Here is a 19,787-nt window from a genome sequence, read left to right as displayed (position 1 = left end):
AGAAGTTCATGTCCCACGTCCACGCCAACGCTCGCTTCGTGCCGCTCGGTATCGCCGTGCTGACCGTGTCCGATACCCGCGGCTTCGACCGCGACGGCAGCGGCGACCTGCTCAGCGAACGCCTCTCCGAGGCCGGCCATGCCCTGGTCGACCGGCGCATCGTGCCCGATGACATCTACCGGATTCGCGCGGTGGTCTCCAAGTGGGTGGTGCGCGACGACGTGCAGGTCATCTTGGTCAACGGCGGTACCGGCTTTACCGTGCGCGACACCACGCCCGAGGCTCTCGTGCCGCTGTTCGACCGCGCCATCGACGGCTACGGTGAGCTGTTCCGCCAGCTCTCGTTCGACAGCATCGGCCCCTCCACCGTGCAGTCGCGGGCGGTGGGCGGCGTGGCCAACCGCACCCTGATCTTCGCCATGCCCGGCTCGCCCAAGGCCTGCGCCACGGCGTGGGACGGCATTCTGGCCAGCCAGCTCGATGCTCGCACCCGACCGTGCAACTTCGTCGCCATGGTGCTGCCCGAGCAGCACTGCTGCGAGTCACGCAGCGTCGAATCGGTACCTAACCACGGTCAAGGTGTGCGCGCATGAGCTGTGCCACGCTTGCCAAAGGATTACTCGACCTGGAGGTGGCGCGAGCGCGGATGATCGCCGCGGCCGAGCCGGTGCGGGGAGAGGAGCCCGTGGCGCTGGAGCGTGCCGCCGGGCGCGTGCTGGCCCGCGACCTGACGGCACGGCTCGACATGCCCGGCATCGACAACAGCGCGATGGACGGTTATGCCCTGCGCCTGGCGGAACTCAGCGACGCCGGCCTGCCGGTGGTCATGCGGGTGCCGGCGGGTGCGGCCATCGAGCCGCTGCCCGCAGGCGGCTGCGCGCGTATCTTCACCGGCGCGCCGGTGCCCGAGGGAGCCGACTGCGTGGTGCCCCAGGAGCGGGTATGCCTGGACGAAGCGGGGCGCATGCACGTGGTCGGCGAAGCGAAGCCAGGGGCCAACATTCGCCGCCGCGGGGAGGAGTACCGTAAGGGCAACACGCTGCTGACGGCAGGCTGGACGCTGAACGCTGCGGCACTGGCGCTGCTGGCCAGCCAAGGCATCGCCGAGGTGCCGGTACTGCCGCGCCTCAAGGTGGCGCTGATATCCACCGGCGACGAACTGATCGAGCCGGGCACGGCATTCGCTCCCGGGCTGGTCTACAACAGCAACCGGGTGATGCTGAAGGCGCTGCTCGAGCAGGCCGACTGCGAGGTGCTGGATCTCGGCATCATCGCCGACGATCCCGATGCCTTGCGCGAGGCGTTCGCCATCGCCCGTGACGGCGCTAATCTGGTGGTATGCACCGGCGGCGTGTCGGTGGGCGAAGAGGACCACGTCAGGCCCGTGCTCGATGAGCTCGGTGGGCTCTGGTTCCATGGCGTGGCGATGAAGCCGGGCAAGCCGTTCGCCTTCGGCTACCTGGACGACGGCTCGCCCGAGGGCGTGCCGCTGCTGGGCCTGCCGGGCAATCCGGTGGCATCCCTGGTGGGCTGGCATCTGCTGGCGAGACCTTTCGTTCAGGGCTGCCAGGGCCGCACCGTCGGGCCACTACAACACTATCGTGTGCGTGCCGGCTTCTCGCGGCGGGGCAGTCCAGGGCGGCGCGAGTTGCTGCGTGTGACGCTCGACTGGCAGGGCGACCATCCGGTAGCCTTGCTCGCCGGCGGGCAGGGCTCCCACATGCTGCATGCCGCCAGCCAGGCGCACGGCTATCTGATGATGGCCGCCGATACCGACGTGGAGGAAGGTCGTGAATATCCCTATTTACCCGCCGGACAGTTCGTCGACTGACCTGCTGTTCAAGCCCAAGCAGCTGCGCGAGCTGGTCAACGGCGTGCCCTGGTTGAGCGAGCTCGACGAAGAAGAGGTAACGGCGCTGTTGCAGGACTCCGAGCTGCAGTCGCTGAAGACCCGCGAATGGCTGTTTCGTCAGGACGCGCCGGCGCACTGGCTCTACATCGTCATCAACGGTGCGGTGCGCCTGGCGCGCAGCGCGGGCGACGGCCGCCTGGCCACCATTCGCTGCGTCGAGCGCGGCGGCACCCTGGGCGAGCTGAGCATGGTCTCCAGTGCGGGGGTCTATCTCTACTCCGCCGAGGCGCTGCGCCGCACCCACGTGCTGGCCATTCCCGCTCAGCACTGTCGCGAGATCATGGACCGCCAGCCCGCCTGCCGCGCCGAGTTCATGAGCCGGCTGGCGCTGGAGCTGACCGAGCGTCTCGAGGATCTGGCCCTGCTGACCCAGGCCGATGCCATGTCGCGGCTGGTCAGCTACATCCTGCGTCAGCTGCCGGCGGGGCGCAGCAAGAGCCCGCGGGTGGTGCGCCTGTCGATTCCCAAGCGCTGGCTCGCCGCCCAACTGGCGATGACACCGGAGACCCTGTCGCGGCTGTTGGCCAAGCTGCGCGACGGCGGCGTGATCGGCATCGACCGCCAACGCCTGACGGTGCTCGACGAGCAGAAACTGCGCGACGCCATGCTGGCCGACGACTGAGGTCGTCGGCGCGGGGTCGCGCGTGGCAAAAAGGGAGGGCTGCATGTCCCGAACCGCGAACAAACCTCGCACCCTGGTCTACTCCTGCTCAGGCTGCTCCGACGTGGCGCAGCTGGCCAACGACGTGGCCGTGCGGCTCGACCATACCGGCGTGGCCGAGATGTCGTGCATCTCCGGCGTCGGCGGCGGTGTGCCGGGCCTGGTGCGCATTGCCCGCTCGGGGCGGCCCATCGTTGCCATCGACGGCTGCCAGATGCACTGCGTGACCCACTGCCTGGCCCGGGCAGGGGTGAGCGCCAGCGAACACGTCAAGCTTTATGAACAGGGCTTTCGCAAGCGTCGCGGCCAGAGCTACGACGACGAAACCGTCAACGAAGTAGCCGAGCAGGTCGGTGAGCTGATCGCCCGCCTGCCGATGGATGCCGTATCTCACGTAGAAGTCAACGCCGAGGAGAACGCATGAGCCTGATCGACGGCTTCGGCCGAACCGTGCGCTACGTCCGCCTCTCCGTCACCGACCGCTGCGACTTCCGCTGCGTTTATTGCATGGCCGAGGAGATGACCTTCCTGCCTCGGGCCAGGCTGTTGACCCTGGAGGAGATCGCCACCCTGTCGCGAGCCTTCGTCGAGCTGGGCGTGGAGAAGATCCGCCTCACCGGCGGCGAGCCCCTGGTGCGTCGCGGCATCGAGGAGCTGGTGGCCGAACTCGGCGCGCTGCCGGGTCTGCGCGACTTCGGCATGACCACCAACGGCGCCGGGCTGGTCAAGCACGCCCGCGCGCTCTACCAAGGCGGGCTAAAGCGGCTCAACGTCAGCCTCGATTCGCTCGATCCCGTGCGCTTCCGCGCTCTGACCCGCACCGGCGATCTCGCCAAGGTGATCGACGGCATTCGCGCCGCTCGGGGGGCCGGCTTCCAGCGCATCAAGCTCAACGCGGTGATCCTCAAGGGGCGCAACGACGACGAAGTGCTCGACCTGGTGGAGTTCGCCAGGAAGGAAGAGGTGGACATCAGCTTTATCGAGGAGATGCCGCTGGGCCAGAACATGAGCCACGACCGCGGCGAGACCTTCTGTTCCAGCGACGACGTGCGTGCCGCCATCGAGGCGCGCCACACGCTGCTGCCCACCACCGAAACCACTCTGGGGCCGTCTCGCTACTACCGCATGGCCGACAGCGCCTCGCGCATCGGCTTCATCTCGCCCCACAGCCACAACTTCTGCGCCGCCTGCAACCGCGTACGCGTTACCGCCGAGGGTCGCCTGCTGCTGTGCCTGGGCAACGAACACTCGGTCGACCTGCGTGCCGTGATGCGCCGCTACCCCGGCGATCTCGAGCGGCTCAAGGCCGCCATTGTCGCCGCCATGCAGAAGAAGCCCGAGCGTCACCACTTCACCACCGATGGCGACGTGCAGGTGGTGCGCTTCATGAACATGACCGGGGGATAAAAGATTTATTATTGGGTCAATATGTTAACTTGGTTAAAGAGCCGGGAGAGATTCTTCTCTCCCGGCTCTTTACCTACCTACGGACTAGGAATGCAAAGCATTTCCCATCTTTTCGATAGACTGGTTTCCCAGTTCGCCAATGCTTAAAGCTTTGGCAAAATATCCACCGGTATCCCGGAGGAGGAGGCTTTCTAATACTCATAAATGAGTACCTCAAACCTCGCCACTTGACACCGGTCGCCACCTTGTCTATCATCCAACGACTAACGTCGGGCGCGATCCCGGCCTACCTGAGGAGGGCAAGTGTCTCCTAGGTAGATTCTAAGCTCAGCGCAGCTGCAACTGCTCTGGGCTTTTTTCTTCACTCAAGAAAATCATCTTCGTCATCAGAGAGCAGTAGATCAATTTGAGCCTTTAGTCTCTCCTTGTCAGCAGCAAAAAAAGGGGTGGGGATTTCAATCCATGCCTTCCTGCCGCGTGTCAAACGAACTGGAATTCTATCTATATCATGTACAGCATACGTTTCTGCTGAAGTGGCGATAGGCGTTACAGGGCGCGCCTGACTAAGAGTTTGGGGCTCGGCAGTTATGTCACTCTTCTCTGAAGGCGGCGTTTCATCTACCTCTTGATTTATGCTTTCTTCCCCGACGACCTCATCTTGTTGTGTGTGCTCATAATATCTCGCATAGTCAACCGACCGCCTGAACACAGCGATACAAGCGTCAGCAGCTTCTTGGAAGAAGCCGCGTTTTATTAGGTTAAATCTGAGAGTTCCATCTGAAGGTAAATGATCCTGATATTGCTCCAGCAGGTCCGAAAATACTGGGGGAGTTTTAAGCCATTTGACAAGATAATCCCGCTTCATTTCTTCAGTGGGAGAGAACATGTATAGCTCCAAGTCATTGGAGACCGATATCATTTTCTCGCTGTCTCTTTGTATAAGGCCGTAATATTTAAGAGTGGCTATGACTGATGCGGCAGCACCATTGGTAGCGTTCTTGTATCCCAGATGCTGAGCGATCGCATCTACTGGGGCTGGATGACGCTTCTCTTTCTCATAGAGCTTCTGTGCGCGTTCAATCGCATCATCAAGAGGTATGGATGGGGCGCGAGGGCTTTTTCTTCTCATAAACGTTCTCCCCAGCATATGGGTTCCATCATTTAGGATAGTCTACGTTCATGCGTTTCTCGTGTCAACGTATGGGAGTAGAAATTTTGCCATTTTCCCGAGAATTGCGTGACATTGTCACGCATAATTTTTTTTTATCTTTTTAAATCAATTGTTTGCTACGGATTTTAATTACTTGGAAAGGTCTTCTGTTGCGCGTCGCTCTCACTTTGAGATTGCTTCTGGGAGGTAGTGACTGGCTGAGCGCTAGCGTCACGGCGCTACACCGTGGCTTTACCACTGACGTCCAGGTGGTGCGCTTCATGAACATGACCGGGGGCTGACGGCGGTTCGCATCGTCCCGCTGACTTGACCGACACGGGCGTCAGGGGCAATGTCGGGGTAGAGTATCGCATCCTGTCCAAAGGTCGTTGCCATGCTCCCGGTCGCCTCGCACGAGCCCCTCTCGGTCGGCTTGGTCCTGTGGCCCTCTCGAGCCGCATTCTCCGCAACTCGCTCTGCATACCGTTCGTCCGCAAGGTGAATGAAATGTCAACTACAACTACCCTGTCTCGCCCCCTTTATGCCGATGTCGTCGACCTCGATCGCTACCCCATCCATGAGCTTGGCAGCGAGCGCGGCAGAGCGCTGATCGATAGCTGTCGCCAGGAACTGGCCAAGGATGGCTGCTGCACGCTGGAAGGCTTCATCAAGCCCGAGGCGGTGGCCAGGATGGTGGCGCTGGCCAACCAGCTGGAAAGCAAGGCCTGGGTCAGCGACAGGCCGCACAACGTCTATTTCGAGCCCTTCGATGAGACGGTCGAGCCGGATCACCCCCTGGCGTTCCAGGTGCGTTCGGCCAAGCACGGCATCGCCTATGACTATATTCCCGAGGATGCCCCTCTGCGTCGCTTGTACGAATCGGATGACTTGACGAGATTCATTGGGGCGGTGCTGGAGAGGCCGGTGCTGTATCGCAGCGCCGACCCGCTCGATGCGTTCCAGATTACCCTGTTCAAGCCGGGTGAGGAGCTTGGTTGGCATTACGACCGCAGCGAATTCTCGGTCACGGTCATGTATCAGAAAGCCGAGAAAGGCGGCGACTTCGAGTACGTGCCTGCCCTGAGGACCAAGCAGGACGAGTGCTATGATGAGGTCAAGAAGGTGCTGCACGGCGACCGCTCCCGAATCAAGGTCCAGTCCGGTGAGCCTGGGACGCTCGCCTTCTTCCATGGCAACTGTGCCATGCATCGTGTTACACCGGTTGAAGGAGAGACACCAAGGATCAACTCGGTTCTGACATATGGCGAACATGAGGATATGCGCCTTAACGATTTGACTTCAGAGTTGTTTTACGGTCGAACTTCTCCTCGTTAACATTGATTTTCTATCCAAGGCCTTGGAGAGTGTCCCTATAGGGCACTGAGCCCTGTCCTAAGGCGTCGACATGTATCCCTCTGCTTCCAGCGAGCCCCTCTCGGTCGGCTTCGTTCTGTTGAATCGCTTCACCCTGCTGCCGTTTGCAGCCTTCGTCGACTGCCTGCGCCTGGCGGCCGACGAGGGCGACCGCAGCCGCCAGCTGCGCTGCCACTGGACCTTCATGACCAGTACGGGGGAGCAGGCCACTTCCAGCTGCGGGGCGGCCATCTCGCCCTGCGAGCCCTTCCGCGATCCGGCGAGCTTCGATTACATCGTGGTGATTGGCGGGGTGCAGGACGAGCGCGACCGGGTGGACTCCACGGCGCTGGCCTATCTGCGTCGCTCGGCGGATGTCGGGGTGCCGCTGGTCGGGCTGTGCACCGGGGTCTTTGCGCTGATTCAGGCGGGGCTGATGAAGGGGCGCCGCTGCTGCGTGAGCTGGTATCACCACCGCGACATGATCCAGCGCTTTCCTGCCATCGAGCCCGTCGCCGATCGCCTGTTCATCGACGACGGCGACCGTCTCACCTGCGCCGGTGGCGCGGCGGGAGCGGACCTGGCCGCCTATCTGATCGAGCGTCACCTGGGCAAGGCATGGGCGATGAAGAGCCTGCACATCATGCTGCTCGACGAGGCGCGAACGGGAGTTCACCCCCAGCCCCAGCCGGTGGTGTTCGGCAAGATCGAGGACCGCCTGGTGCGCAAGGCCATTGCCCTGCTCGAGCAGCACCTGGGGGAGATGATCTCCATGGAGGTACTCGCCGAGCGGGTCGGTACCTCACGGCGCAATCTGGAGCGCCGGTTCAAGGAGACGCTCGGCGTCAGCCCGCAGAAGTTCTCCCGCGACCTGCGCCTGCGCTACGGCGTGTGGCTGCTGCACTACACCGGCAAGAGCATCACCGAAATCGGCGAGCGCTGCGGCTTCGCCGATACGGCCCACTTCTCGCGCCACTTTCGTAGCGCCTTCGGCATGACGCCGTCGGAAATGCGCAAGAGCGTCAGCGAGCCGGGAGGCGCCCGGGTCGATCCCTTCTTCCTGCACGTCGAGGGCCGTCCGGCGCTCTGAGCCGGTTTGCTCCACCCGTCCGCCTCATGCGGCTTTGAGCACTCTTCCCTGGCGTGCGCTTCATCAGCTCGAGCCAATATGCCAGGGCGGCCGGCCCGACTCGGACATTCAGCAAGCCTGTCGCATTCGTTCAATCTTTCCTGCTCCCGGTTGCCTTTAATCCCAGCATAAGGATTTCAAATTTTTCACCTGGGCAGGTAGCCGATAGATTCGAGGCAACCCCTGCCATACCCGACAACAACAGGAGTCAGTCATGAACCAGGTCGGTCTCGCCGCATTCGATTCTCAGGTTGCCGCCGCCATTGCCGACGAAGTGGCCCGTCAGGAGGCCCACGTCGAGCTGATCGCCTCCGAAAACTACGCCAGCCGGGCCGTGATGGAGGCCCAAGGCACCCAGTTGACCAACAAGTACGCCGAGGGCTACCCGGGCAAGCGCTACTACGGTGGCTGTGAGCACGTCGACGTGGTCGAGAAGCTCGCTATCGAGCGTGCCTGCGACCTGTTCGGCGCCGACTACGCCAACGTGCAGCCCCACTCCGGTGCCCAGGCCAACGCCGCCGTCTTCATGGCGCTGGTCAGCCCCGGCGACACCGTGCTCGGCATGAGCCTGGCCCACGGCGGCCACCTGACCCACGGTGCGGCGCCCAACTTCTCCGGCAAGCACTACCACGCCGTGCAGTACGGCCTGAACCCCGAGACCGGCGAGATCGACTACGAAGAAGTCGAGCGGCTGGCGCGCAGCCACAAGCCCAAGATGATCATTGCCGGCTTCTCCGCCTACTCCCGTGTGGTCGACTGGCGGCGTTTCCGCAACATCGCCGATGAAGTCGGCGCCTGGCTGATGGTGGACATGGCTCACGTGGCGGGCCTGGTTGCCGCCGGCCTCTACCCGAGCCCGGTGCCGCATGCTCACGTGGTCACAACCACCACCCACAAGACCCTGCGCGGCCCGCGCGGCGGCCTGATCATCTCCGCCCATGGCGATGCGGAGCTGTACAAGAAGCTCAACGGCGCGGTGTTCCCCGGTCAGCAGGGCGGTCCGCTGATGCACGTGATCGCGGCCAAGGCGGTGGCCTTCAAGGAAGCCATGAGCCAGGCTTTCGTGCAGTACCAGCAGCGCGTGATCGACAACGCCCAGGCCATGGCCAAGGTATTCGTCGCACGCGGCTACGACGTGGTGTCCGGTGGCACCGACGACCACCTCTTCCTGGTTTCGCTGATTCGTCAGGGCGTTACCGGCAAGGACGCCGATGCGGCGCTGGGCCGGGCGCACATCACCGTCAACAAGAACGCCGTGCCCAACGACCCGCAGAGCCCGTTCGTGACGTCCGGCCTGCGCATCGGCACCCCGGCGGTAACCTCGCGCGGCTTCGACGTGGCCGACTGCGAGGCCCTGGCCGGCTGGATCTGCGACATCCTCGACGTGCTGGCCGAGCAGGGCAATACCGATGCCGTGGAGGCCGAGGTACGCGCCAAGGTCGCCGAGCTGTGTGAACGGCACCCGGTCTACGGCGCCGCTTCGGCCGCGGTAGAAGAAACCGCCACCGCCTGAATGTATGAAATCGGCCCCCTCTGCGGGGCCGGTCGAGGAGAGACGAGATGCAACGCTATTCAGGATTCGGGCTGGCCAAGCACGCCCTCAGTCACCACGAGAACTGGGAGCGCCAGTGGCGCAACCCCACCCCCAAGAAGCAGTACGACGTAATCATCGTCGGCGGTGGCGGCCACGGCCTGGCCACCGCCTACTACCTGGCCAAGGAACACGGCATCAAGAACGTGGCGGTGGTCGAGAAGGGCTGGCTGGGCGGCGGCAACACCGCGCGTAACACCACCATCGTGCGTTCCAACTATCTGTGGGACGAGGCCGCGGCGCTCTACGAGCACGCCATGAAGCTGTGGGAGGGACTCTCCCAGGACCTCAACTACAACGTGATGTTCTCCCAGCGTGGGGTCATGAACCTGGGCCACACCCTGCAGGACATGCGTGACATCCAGCGCCGGGTCAACGCCAACCGCCTGAACGGCATCGACGGTGAAGTGCTCACTCCCGAGCAGATCCAGGAGATCGTGCCGATCATGGATTGCTCGAAGAACGCCCGTTATCCGATCCTCGGCGCCTCCTGGCAGCCGCGCGCCGGCGTGGCGCGCCACGATGCCGTGGCCTGGGGCTATGCCCGCGCCGCTGACGCACTGGGCGTCGACCTGCTGCAGAACACCGAAGTCACCGGCTTCAAGATTCGTGATGGCCGTGTCTACGGTGTGCACACCAACCGCGGTGACATCGAAGCCAAGACCGTCGGCTGCGTGGCAGCGGGCAACTCGGGCGTGCTGGCGAAGATGGCCGGTTTCCGCCTGCCGCTGGAATCGCACCCGCTGCAGGCCTTGGTCTCCGAGCCGCTCAAGCCGGTGCTCGACACCGTGGTGATGTCCAACCACGTGCATGGCTACATCAGCCAGTCGGACAAGGGCGACCTGGTCATCGGTGCCGGTATCGACGGCTACAACGGCTACGGCCAGCGTGGCAGCTACCCCACCGTGGAGCACACCCTGCAGGCCATCGTCGAGATGTTCCCGATCTTCTCGCGGGTGCGCATGAACCGCCAGTGGGGCGGTATCGTCGACACCTGCCCGGACGCCTGCCCGATTCTCTCGGCCACGCCGGTGAAGGGCCTGTTCTTCAACTGTGGCTGGGGTACCGGTGGCTTCAAGGCCACGCCGGGCTCGGGCCACGTGTTCGCCTGGACCCTGGCCAAGAACCAGGCTCACCCGCTTGCGGCCCCGTTCTCCATCGACCGTTTCCATACCGGTGCTCTCGTCGACGAGCACGGTGCGGCCGGCGTTGCTCACTAAGGAGGCATTCCCATGTTTCTGATCTACTGCCCCTACTGCGAGGAGCATCGCGAGGAAGAGGAGTTCCGTCCCAAGGGCCAGGCGCACATCGTCCGCCCCAAGGACCCCGAAGCCTGCAGCGACGAGGAGTGGGGCGACTACCTGTTCTTCCGTGACAACCCGCGCGGCATCCACCACGAGATGTGGGTGCACGCCGTCGGTTGTCGCAAGTTCTTCAACGTCACGCGCCATACCGTGACCTACGAGATTCTCGAAACCTACAAGATGGGCGAGCAGCCCCGTATCACCGCCGAGAGCCTGGCGCGTGTCGAAATCCAAGGCAACGTGCAGGTCGCCGGCGGCGGACAACAGACCGTGGGCGCCACCAACGCCGCAGTGGCATCGGTCAAGGGGGAGCAGGCATGAGCAAGTCCGTGACACAGCCGAATCGTCTCAAAGAGGGCGGGCGTATCGATCGCTCGCGCAAGCTCGGCTTCACCTTCAACGGCCAGCACTATCAGGGCCATGCCGGTGACACCCTGGCCTCGGCGCTGCTGGCCAACGGCGTGGATGTCGTCAACCGCAGCTTCAAGTACTCGCGTCCGCGCGGCATCGTTGCCGCCGGCGCCGAGGAGCCCAACGCGCTGGTCCAGTTGGGCAGCACCGAAGCCGCCCAGGTGCCCAACGTGCGTGCCACCCAGCAGGCGCTGTTCGACGGCCTCGTGGCGCGCAGCACCAACGGCTGGCCCAATGTGCAGCGCGACGTCATGAGTCTGGTGGGCAAGCTGGGCGGGCGCTTCATGCCGCCGGGCTTCTACTACAAGACCTTCATGGCACCGGCCTCCATGTGGATGACCTACGAGAAGTACATCCGCAAGAGCGCCGGCCTGGGCCGCAGCCCCATGGAACCCGATCAGGACAGCTACGATCACCTCAACCAGCACTGCGACCTGCTGGTGATCGGTGCCGGCCCCGCCGGCCTGGCGGCGGCACTGACCGCAGCCCGCAGCGGCGCCCGGGTGATCCTGGCCGACGAGCAGGAAGAGATGGGCGGTTCGCTGCTCGACAGCCGTGACCTGCTCGACCAGCAGCCGGCTGCCAAGTGGGCGGAGCGCGTGCTGGAGGAGCTCGCCGGGCTGGACAACGTCACGCTGCTGCCCCGCACCACCGCCAACGGCTACCACGACCACCATTTCGTCACGCTGCACGAGCGGCGCACGGAGCACCTGGGCGAGACGGCACCGCTGGTAGACGGCCATCGTGGCGCGCGTTCGCGCATGCACCGCGTGCGTGCCGGTCAGGTGCTGCTGGCCACTGGTGCCCACGAGCGGCCGCTGGTCTACGCCAACAACGACGTGCCGGGCAACCTGCTGGCCGGCGCGGTATCCACCTACATCCGCCGCTACGGCGTGGTGCCGGGCAACAAGCTGGTGCTCTCCACCAGCAACGATCACGCCTATCGCGCGGCGCTCGACTGGGTCGAAGCTGGCCGCGAGGTGGTGGCCATCGTCGACGCCCGTGCCAATCCGCAGGGCGACTGGATCGACGCCGCCAAGGCCAAGGGCATTCGTATCATCACCGGTAGTGCGGTGATCGAGGCCAAGGGCGAGAAGCGCGTCAGCGCGGCCCGCGTGGCCAAGATCGACCTCGCTGCCTTCAAGGTCACCGGCCAGGCCGAGACCCTGGTTTGCGACACCATCGCCAGCTCCGGCGGCTACAGCCCGGTGATCCACCTGGCCTCGCACACCGGCGCGCGGCCGACCTGGAACGAAGAGATCCTCGGCTTCGTGCCCAGCCTGGTGAAAGGCGTGCATGCTGCCGGCAGTGCCCGTGGCATCCACGACCTGGCCGCAGGCCTGGCCGATGGCGTGGCCATGGCTTCCCAGGCGCTGGAAGCGCTGGGGCAATCGGCCAAGGCGGTCGAGCTGCCGCAGGTCGACTCCCGCCGCGAGGGAGCGGCTTGTGCGCTCTATCAGGTGCCTCACGAGAAGCCGACCCTGCGCGCGCCCAAGCAGTTCGTCGATCTGCAGAACGACGTCACCGCCGGGGGCATCGAACTGGCGACGCGCGAGGGCTTCGAGTCCATCGAGCACGTCAAGCGCTACACTGCCATGGGTTTCGGTACCGACCAGGGCAAGCTCGGCAACATCAACGGCATGGCCATTGCCGCACGCTGCCTGGGCAAATCGATTCCCGAAGTGGGCACCACAGTGTTCCGACCCAACTACACGCCGGTCACCTTCGGTGCCATCGTCGGTCGCCACTGTCGTGACCTGTTCGACCCCGAGCGCTACACCGCACTGCACCAGTGGCATGTGGAGAATGGCGCCGAGTTCGAGGACGTCGGCCAGTGGAAGCGCCCCTGGTACTTCCCCCAGGTCGTCAACGGCAAGAAGGAGACCATGCACGAGGCGGTGGCCCGTGAGTGCCGGGCGGTGCGCGAGAAGGTCGGCATCCTCGATGCCTCGACCCTGGGCAAGATCGACATCCAGGGCCCCGACGCTCGCGAGTTCCTGGGTCGCGTCTACACCAACAAGTGGGAAAAGCTGGCCGTCGGCAAGTGCCGCTACGGGCTGATGTGTAAGGACGACGGCATGGTCACCGACGACGGTGTGACCAGCTGTCTGGCCGAGAACCACTTCCTGATGACCACCACCACCGGCGGTGCTGCCGCGGTACTGGAGTGGCTGGAACTGTGGCATCAGACTGAATGGCCCGAGCTCAACGTGACCTTCACCTCGGTGACCGATCACTGGGCGACCATGACGATCACCGGCCCCGAGGCGCGTAATCTGCTGGCCGAGATCAGCGACATCGATCTCGACCGCGATTCCTTCAAGTTCATGGACTGGCGGGCTGGCAAGGTGGCCGGGGTGCCGGCACGGGTGTTCCGGATCTCCTTCACCGGCGAATTGACCTACGAGATCAACGTCCAGGCCAACTACGCCATGCACGTGTGCAAGACCCTGTTCAAGCACGGCGAGAAGTACGGCCTGACCCCCTACGGCACCGAGACCATGCACGTGCTGCGGGCGGAGAAGGGCTTCATCATCGTCGGCCAGGACACCGACGGCTCGGTGACGCCGGAAGACCTGGGCATGCAGTGGTGCGTGGGCTACGACAAGCCGTACTCGTGGATCGGCAAGCGCGCGCTGACGCGCAGCGACACTCGCCGCACGGACCGCAAGCAGCTGGTCGGTCTCAAGCCCAAGGACCCGAAGGTGGTGCTGGAGGAGGGCGCGCAGATCGTCTTCGATCCGAAGCACGCCATTCCCATGCCGATGGTGGGCCACGTGACCTCGAGCTACTACAGCCCGACCCTGGACTCAGGCTTCGCCCTGGCCGTGGTCAAGGGCGGTCAGCAGAAGATGGGTGAGACCGTCTACCTGCCCATGGCCGACGGTCAGGTCCATGAGGCCGAAATCGTCAGTCCGATCTTCGTCGATCCCAAGGGAGAGCGCCAGAATGTCTAACGCCGCTACCTTCGATACCCGCACCGAGGCCAACATCCCGGTGGAATCGCCCCTGGCCTACTCCTACCAGCGTTCGGGGGCTCCGGCCCCCAGCGCCAAGAGCCGGGTGGTGCTGCGCGAGCGGGCCTTCCTCGGCCATCTGGTGCTGCGCGGCGGCGCCATCGTGCTCGACGAGGCAGTGCGCGCGGTGCTGGGCTTCGGCCTGCCGGCACGCCCCAACACCCTCAGCCATAGCGAGGATGGCGCGCGTTCGATCCAGTGGCTCTCGCCCGACGAGTGGCTGCTGATCGTACCCGGTGGCGAAGAGTTTGAGCTGGAGGGTGCACTGCGTAATGCCCTGGGCGATGCCCACTATGCCATCGTCAACGTCAGCGGCGGTCAGACGCTGCTCGAACTGTCGGGCGAGAAGGCGCGTGAGCTGCTGATGAAGTCGACGCCCAGCGACGTGCACCCCGAGGCCTTCCCGGTGGGCAAGGGCGTGACTGCGGTGTTCGCCAAGACCAACCTGATCCTGCGCCGTCCCACGGAAACCCGTTGGGAGCTGGTGCTGCGCCGCAGCTTCTCCGACTACTGCTACCGCTGGCTGCTGGACGCCGGGGCGGAGTACGACATCGGTGTGGAGCGGTAACAAGACATCGCGTTTGCCAGGCGCGTTTGGCCGGGGGGTTCCCCCGGCCCTTTTTCCACTCGCCGCCGAAGCGCCGGAGGAAGCAGCATGAAGCGACACGACGACATCTGGATCATGGCCGCGCAGTGCCCCAGCCGCCTGGGTACCGTGGACGTGGTGACCCGCTTCCTCAAGGAGCGGCGCTGCTACATCACTGAGCAGCAATCCTTCGACGACCGCCTGAGCGGCCAATTCTTCATTCGCACCGAATTCCGCCCCGAGGAAGCTGGCTTCGACGCCGACGCCTTCCAGACGGCCTTTGCCGAGCGGGCTGCCGAATTCGAGATGAGTTCCGAGCTGACGCCGCCGGGGCGGCTGATGCCGGTGGTGATCATGGTCTCCAAGGCCGATCACTGCCTCAACGACCTGCTCTATCGCTACCGTACCGGGCAGCTGCCCATCGACATCCGCGCCATCGTTTCCAACCACCCCGACCTGGCATCGCTGTCGGAGTGGCACGGCATTCCTTACCACCACTTCCCGATCACCGCCGAGACCAAGCCCGAGCAGGAGGCCCAGGTATGGCAGGTAATCGAGGAGAGCGGCGCCGAGCTGGTAATCCTGGCGCGCTACATGCAGGTACTGTCGAGCGAGATGTGCACCAGGCTCTCGGGTCGGGCGATCAACATCCATCACTCGCTGCTGCCCGGCTTCAAGGGCGCGCGCCCCTACCACCAGGCCTACGAAAAGGGCGTCAAGCTGGTCGGCGCCACGGCCCACTACATCAACGACGACCTCGATGAGGGGCCGATCATCACCCAGGGCGTCGAGCCGGTCAGTCATGCCGATTACCCGGAGGATCTGGTGGCCAAGGGCCGCGACATCGAATGTCTGACCCTGGCCCGGGCGGTGGCGCTGCACGTGGAGCGGCGGGTGTTTCTGAATAGGAACCGTACCGTGGTATTCCAGCGCTAGGCTATGCCCGAAAACTGGCTGCGCTTGGCCATACAGCGTTAAAAATCAGCTTAAAGTACTCATTTGCACTCCGTAAACTCCGTCTTTTCGCTGATTTTTGCCTTGTCTGGCCTTCGCTCGCCGACTTTTCAGACAAAGCCTCGGACACATTGAGTCCGCGGCCATAGCGGGCTAGCTTGGTGGGCAAAACGACTGCCCACCAGGAGATCCCGCATGGCTGCCCCCTTCGACGAGCACGACCCTTACCTGTGGCTGGAAGAGGTCGAGGGCGAACGCGCCCTGACCTGGGTCGAGCAGCGCAATGCAGAGAGCCAGGCCAGGCTCGCCGATGCGCCGGGCTTCAGCGCGCTGCGCGACGACCTGCAGGCGATCCTCGAGGCCGACGACCGCATCCCCTTCGTGGTCAAGCGCGGCGAGCACTTCTACAACTTCTGGCAGGACCGCGACCATCCCCGTGGGCTGTGGCGACGCACCTCGCTCGAGGAGTACCGCAAGGCGCGGCCCGAGTGGGAGGTGCTGATCGACCTCGACGCGCTCAATGCCGAAGAGGGCGAGAACTGGGTATGGCACGGCGCCCACTGCCTGCGGCCTGAATCGCCCGACCACCCTTGGCGTCACTGCCTGATCTCGCTCTCCCGCGGCGGCGCCGATGCCGATGTCACCCGCGAGTTCGACCTGGTGGAGAAGCGCTGGGTCGAGCAGGGCTTCTACCGCCCCGAGGCCAAGGGCGGCCTGGGCTGGATCGACCGCGACACGGTCTACGTCCAAACCGACTTCGGTGCAGGTTCGATGACCAGCTCCGGCTACCCGCGCATCGTCAAGCAGTGGCGACGCGGCACGCCGATGGCCGACGCCGAGACGGTGTTCGAAGCCGAGCCCGACGACATGGCCGTGGGCGCCGCGCACGACTCCACCCCCGGCTTCGAGCGCGACTTCGTCAGCCGCGCCCGGGCCTTCTACGACAACGAGCTCTACCTGCGCCAGGCCGACGGTAGCCTGCGCCGCATCGAGGTGCCCAATTCGGCCCACAAGCAGGTGCATCGCGAGTGGCTGTTGGTCGAACTGCGCGAGTCCTGGGAGGTGGCGGGTACCACCCATCCCGCCGGCGCGCTGCTGATCGCCGACTTCGACGCCTACATGAACGGTGAGCGCGAGCTGCGCGTACTGTTCACTCCTACCGAGCGCACCTCGCTCTCCGACGCTACCTGGACCCGTCGTCACCTGATTCTCAACGTGCTCGACGACGTCAAGCACCGGCTCTACGTGCTCACGCCGAGCGCAGGCCAGTGGCAGCCCGAACCGCTGGCGGGCGTGCCGACGCTGGGCAGCGTCAGCGTGAGCGCGGTGGACGACGAGGAGAGCGACGAGGTGTTCGTCATCGTCAGCGACTACCTCACGCCGACCACGCTGCTGCACGGTCGGGTCGGCGAGGAGCTCGAGACGCTCAAGCAGGCCCCGGCGCTGTTCGACGCCGAGGGGCTCGAGGTGTCCCAGCACTTCGCCACCAGCCGCGACGGCACGCCGATTCCCTATTTCCAGGTGGCGCGGCGCGACCTCGAGCCAAGCGGCGAGCATCCAACCCTGCTCTACGGCTACGGCGGCTTCGAGGTACCGCTGCTGCCCGGCTACAGCCCCGGGGTGGGGCGCGCCTGGCTCAGCCAGGGGGGCGTGTACGTGGTGGCCAACATCCGCGGCGGAGGCGAGTACGGCCCGCGCTGGCACCAGGCGGCGCTGCGCGAGAATCGTCACAAGGCCTTCGAGGACTTCGCCGCCGTGGCCGAAGACCTGATCGAACGCGGCGTCACCTCTCCGCAGCGGCTGGGTATCCAGGGCGGCTCCAACGGCGGCCTGCTGGTGGGCAACATGCTCACCCGCTACCCGCAGCTGCTCGGCGCCGTGGTGTGCCAGGTGCCGCTGCTCGACATGCGCCGCTACCACAAGCTGCTGGCCGGCGCCTCGTGGATGGCCGAGTACGGCGACCCCGAGAGCGACGACTGGCAGTTCCTGCGTGATGTCTCGCCCTATCACAACCTCGATCCCGGGGCGGACTACCCGCCCATGCTGCTGATGACCAGCACCCGCGACGACCGCGTCCACCCCGGCCACGCGCGCAAGATGATGGCGCGCATGAGCGAGCAGGGGCATGCGGCGCTCTACTACGAGAACATCGAAGGTGGTCACGGCGGCGCGGCGGACAATCGCCAGCGCGCCCATATGCAGGCGCTGGCGTTCACTTTTCTGAGTCAGACGTTGATGGGTGAGACTTCGTACTCTTAGCGTGTAACTGATTTGTTCTAGTTGTCCTATTCGGCATCTGAAAGGCTGCGCCATGATGATGCCGAAAGCCACTCATTGCGCACTATGCGTGCGCAATGAGGCGGCTGACGGTCGAGTGATCGCTTCCTGTCGAGCTGACCTTTCCCTTATTCGAATCATGCAGATGGGCGGAAAGTCGCGCAGGATGGCACGCGCACTGCAGATCAATGGGTGAAGGTAATGACCGGATAGTACAAGTACAACCCACCCTGACCGGAGGTGACTGGACATGAAGAACCGGAAGCGACTCATCGGCTGCTGTTTGTTGGGAATACTCTTTCTGCTAAGTAACCCTGCCTTGGCGGAGCGCATCACCATTGGTATCGGCCACCAGAGCATGGTGACCAATACCGTGGCCGGCGGTATCGTGCTGGAGAAACTTGGTCTCATCGAAAAATATCTTCCTACGGATGGGGATTACGCCGATGCCGAGTACGAAATCATCTTTCGCGACTATGATTCAGGCCCGCCCATCACCAACCAGATGATGGCGGGCAACCTCGAGTTCGGCGTGATGGGCGACTATCCGCTGATCGTCAATGGGGCCAACTTCCAGGCCACCGGCCGACATGAAACTCGCTTCATCACCGTGACCGGGTACAACCGCCAGGGAACCGGCAACGGTATCGTGGTGCCGGTGGCCTCCGACGTGCACTCCCTCGAAGAGCTGGCAGGCAAGCGCATCTCCACGCCGGTGGGCAGTGCCGCCTGGGGCATGACGCTCAAGGCCCTGCGCGATGCAGGGCTCGATGGGCAGATCGCCATCGTCGACCAGAGCCCGCCGGTGGGGGTGGCCAACATCGCCGGCAACCGTATCGATGCCCATGCCGACTTCGGCCCCTGGTCGGAGGTGATGGAGTTCCGCGGTACCGGGCGCAAGATCTTCGACGGCAGCGAGGCCGGTGTGCCGACTTTCCACGGCATCGTGGTGCGCAAGGCATTTGCCGATCGTTATCCGGAGGTGGTCGAGGCCGTGCTGCAGGCAACCCTCGAGGCGCAGCAGTGGATCAGGGAGGATCCGGTGCGTGCCGCCACTCAGCTCAGCGAATGGACCGGTGTGGCCAAGGAAGTGCTCTATCTCTACCTCAGCGAGGGGGGAATCAGCACCCTGGATGCCACCATCAAGCCCGAGTGGGTCGAGGCGCTGCAGTACGATCACGCCCTGCTGCAGGAGGAGCGCAACATCCCTGACCTCGATTTCGATGCCTGGGTCGACGACAGCTACATCCGTAGCGCCTATGCGGCGTCCGGGCTGGACTATGCCGCCGACCTGGAGCGCATGGTCACGCCCATGGCGCAGAACCCGGATCTCAGCCCGGCCCAGATATGGTTCGCCGACGAGGGTATCGTCGAGTACGAAAGTGTTGCCGACATGGTGGCGGCCTACCGTGCAGCGGACAGCGAAGGGCAAGAGGTCTACTCCACCTATGTCTACGATCACCACAGCGGGATCAAGATGTTCGGCAAGGCCGCCTTTCTGGCCGAAATGCCCGATGGTGAAGTGGTGGCCTTCATGAAGCGGGACGACTCGCAGGCATACATCACCAATAACGGTGGAGAAATGATTGCCTTGGCCGCTTCAGGTGACGAGTCTCTCGCCATGAAATAAATGAAGTTAACCTCAGTCGAATTTCTTCCTTGTTTCAAATGTCAGGAAGGAGGGCGCGGAATTATCCGCGCCTTTTTTATTGTCGATGGATAGGCGTGTTGTCAGCCTTTCGCCGTTCTCAGTTGTTCTACTTGTATTGAATAAAGGGGACGGGAGTCAGGGTAAATGCATCAGTCTGATGCCTGCCAACTCTGATATGCACCACGCAAGCGCGCAGTTCAATTTTAAAAAATCTGTCTCTGTCATTGGGAGAAAAACAAAAACGCCTTTTGGATTAAATCCTTGGCATCGATACGCGGAGTGTTGGCACGGCTGATGCAGATTATTGGATAGACGATATGACCTGATAGTACAAGCTTCGCCCCCGGCAACAACGACACAACAAGCGCCGGTTTCACTACCCAC

16 protein-coding genes are annotated in these 19,787 nt (G+C 63.9%); 15 read left to right on the top strand and 1 reads right to left on the bottom strand.

Going from position 1 to position 19,787, the window contains the following annotated elements; all coding sequences use genetic code 11:
* Window positions 1–8: 8 nt before the first annotated feature.
* From moaB to moaA, 5 genes are read left to right on the top strand one after another with little or no spacing between them, the layout of a single operon-like run.
* On the top strand, window positions 9–593 hold the full coding sequence (gene moaB / locus HOP59_RS06495) for a molybdenum cofactor biosynthesis protein B (protein ID WP_234253261.1): 585 nt from the start codon (window positions 9–11) through the stop codon (window positions 591–593).
* Window positions 590–1,831, top strand: coding sequence for a molybdopterin molybdotransferase MoeA (locus HOP59_RS06490; protein ID WP_234253260.1), 1,242 nt, complete (start codon window positions 590–592; stop codon window positions 1,829–1,831). Before moaB ends, HOP59_RS06490 begins: the two co-directional genes overlap by 4 nt.
* A complete protein-coding gene (locus tag HOP59_RS06485; RefSeq protein ID WP_010626267.1) occupies window positions 1,791–2,534 on the top strand; it encodes a Crp/Fnr family transcriptional regulator in 744 nt (247 codons plus the stop codon). Before HOP59_RS06490 ends, HOP59_RS06485 begins: the two co-directional genes overlap by 41 nt.
* A gap of 43 nt (window positions 2,535–2,577) precedes the next feature.
* On the top strand, window positions 2,578–2,997 hold the full coding sequence (locus HOP59_RS06480; protein ID WP_010626268.1) for a putative zinc-binding protein: 420 nt from the start codon (window positions 2,578–2,580) through the stop codon (window positions 2,995–2,997).
* Window positions 2,994–3,980, top strand: coding sequence for a GTP 3',8-cyclase MoaA (gene moaA, locus HOP59_RS06475; protein ID WP_234253259.1), 987 nt, complete (start codon window positions 2,994–2,996; stop codon window positions 3,978–3,980). The genes HOP59_RS06480 and moaA overlap by 4 nt, the downstream gene beginning before the upstream one ends.
* A gap of 361 nt (window positions 3,981–4,341) precedes the next feature.
* On the opposite strand, the gene HOP59_RS06470 is transcribed toward moaA, so the two are convergent.
* A complete protein-coding gene (locus HOP59_RS06470; protein WP_234253258.1) occupies window positions 4,342–5,109 on the bottom strand; it encodes a hypothetical protein in 768 nt (255 codons plus the stop codon).
* 462 nt (window positions 5,110–5,571) lie between these two features.
* Here HOP59_RS06470 and HOP59_RS06465 point away from each other — a divergent pair, with 462 nt between their 5' ends.
* From HOP59_RS06465 to HOP59_RS06420, 10 genes are all read left to right on the top strand, one after another.
* Window positions 5,572–6,465, top strand: coding sequence for a HalD/BesD family halogenase (locus tag HOP59_RS06465; RefSeq protein ID WP_234253257.1), 894 nt, complete (start codon window positions 5,572–5,574; stop codon window positions 6,463–6,465).
* Between the two features lie 70 nt (window positions 6,466–6,535).
* Window positions 6,536–7,573, top strand: coding sequence for a GlxA family transcriptional regulator (locus tag HOP59_RS06460; RefSeq protein WP_234253256.1), 1,038 nt, complete (start codon window positions 6,536–6,538; stop codon window positions 7,571–7,573).
* 253 nt (window positions 7,574–7,826) lie between these two features.
* Window positions 7,827–9,125: a serine hydroxymethyltransferase gene (gene glyA / locus HOP59_RS06455; RefSeq protein ID WP_234253255.1), complete on the top strand. Its 1,299-nt coding sequence runs from the start codon at window positions 7,827–7,829 to the stop codon at window positions 9,123–9,125.
* Window positions 9,126–9,172: 47 nt separating this feature from the next.
* Window positions 9,173–10,423, top strand: coding sequence for a sarcosine oxidase subunit beta family protein (locus HOP59_RS06450; RefSeq protein WP_234253254.1), 1,251 nt, complete (start codon window positions 9,173–9,175; stop codon window positions 10,421–10,423).
* Window positions 10,424–10,435: 12 nt separating this feature from the next.
* A complete protein-coding gene (locus tag HOP59_RS06445) occupies window positions 10,436–10,828 on the top strand; it encodes a sarcosine oxidase subunit delta (protein ID WP_234253253.1) in 393 nt (130 codons plus the stop codon).
* Entirely contained in the window at window positions 10,825–13,875 is a 3,051-nt protein-coding gene (locus HOP59_RS06440; RefSeq protein WP_234253252.1) for a sarcosine oxidase subunit alpha family protein, read from the top strand. The genes HOP59_RS06445 and HOP59_RS06440 overlap by 4 nt, the downstream gene beginning before the upstream one ends.
* Window positions 13,868–14,503 carry a sarcosine oxidase subunit gamma gene (locus HOP59_RS06435; protein ID WP_234253251.1) on the top strand — a complete coding sequence of 212 codons (636 nt, stop codon included), beginning with the start codon at window positions 13,868–13,870 and terminating at the stop codon, window positions 14,501–14,503. The genes HOP59_RS06440 and HOP59_RS06435 overlap by 8 nt, the downstream gene beginning before the upstream one ends.
* 87 nt (window positions 14,504–14,590) lie before the next feature.
* Window positions 14,591–15,457 carry a formyltetrahydrofolate deformylase gene (gene purU / locus HOP59_RS06430; protein ID WP_234253250.1) on the top strand — a complete coding sequence of 289 codons (867 nt, stop codon included), beginning with the start codon at window positions 14,591–14,593 and terminating at the stop codon, window positions 15,455–15,457.
* Between the two features lie 213 nt (window positions 15,458–15,670).
* Window positions 15,671–17,734, top strand: a complete 2,064-nt coding sequence (locus HOP59_RS06425) for a prolyl oligopeptidase family serine peptidase (protein WP_234253249.1) — start codon at window positions 15,671–15,673, stop codon at window positions 17,732–17,734.
* A gap of 268 nt (window positions 17,735–18,002) precedes the next feature.
* Window positions 18,003–19,382: an ABC transporter substrate-binding protein gene (locus HOP59_RS06420; RefSeq protein WP_234253248.1), complete on the top strand. Its 1,380-nt coding sequence runs from the start codon at window positions 18,003–18,005 to the stop codon at window positions 19,380–19,382.
* Window positions 19,383–19,787 lie beyond the last annotated feature (405 nt).

This window comes from Billgrantia aerodenitrificans (assembly GCF_021404405.1).
Taxonomy (GTDB): Bacteria; Pseudomonadota; Gammaproteobacteria; order Pseudomonadales; family Halomonadaceae; genus Halomonas; species Halomonas aerodenitrificans.
Note: the sequence above shows the minus strand (reverse complement) of the source record. Positions and strands in the feature narration are given on the sequence as shown.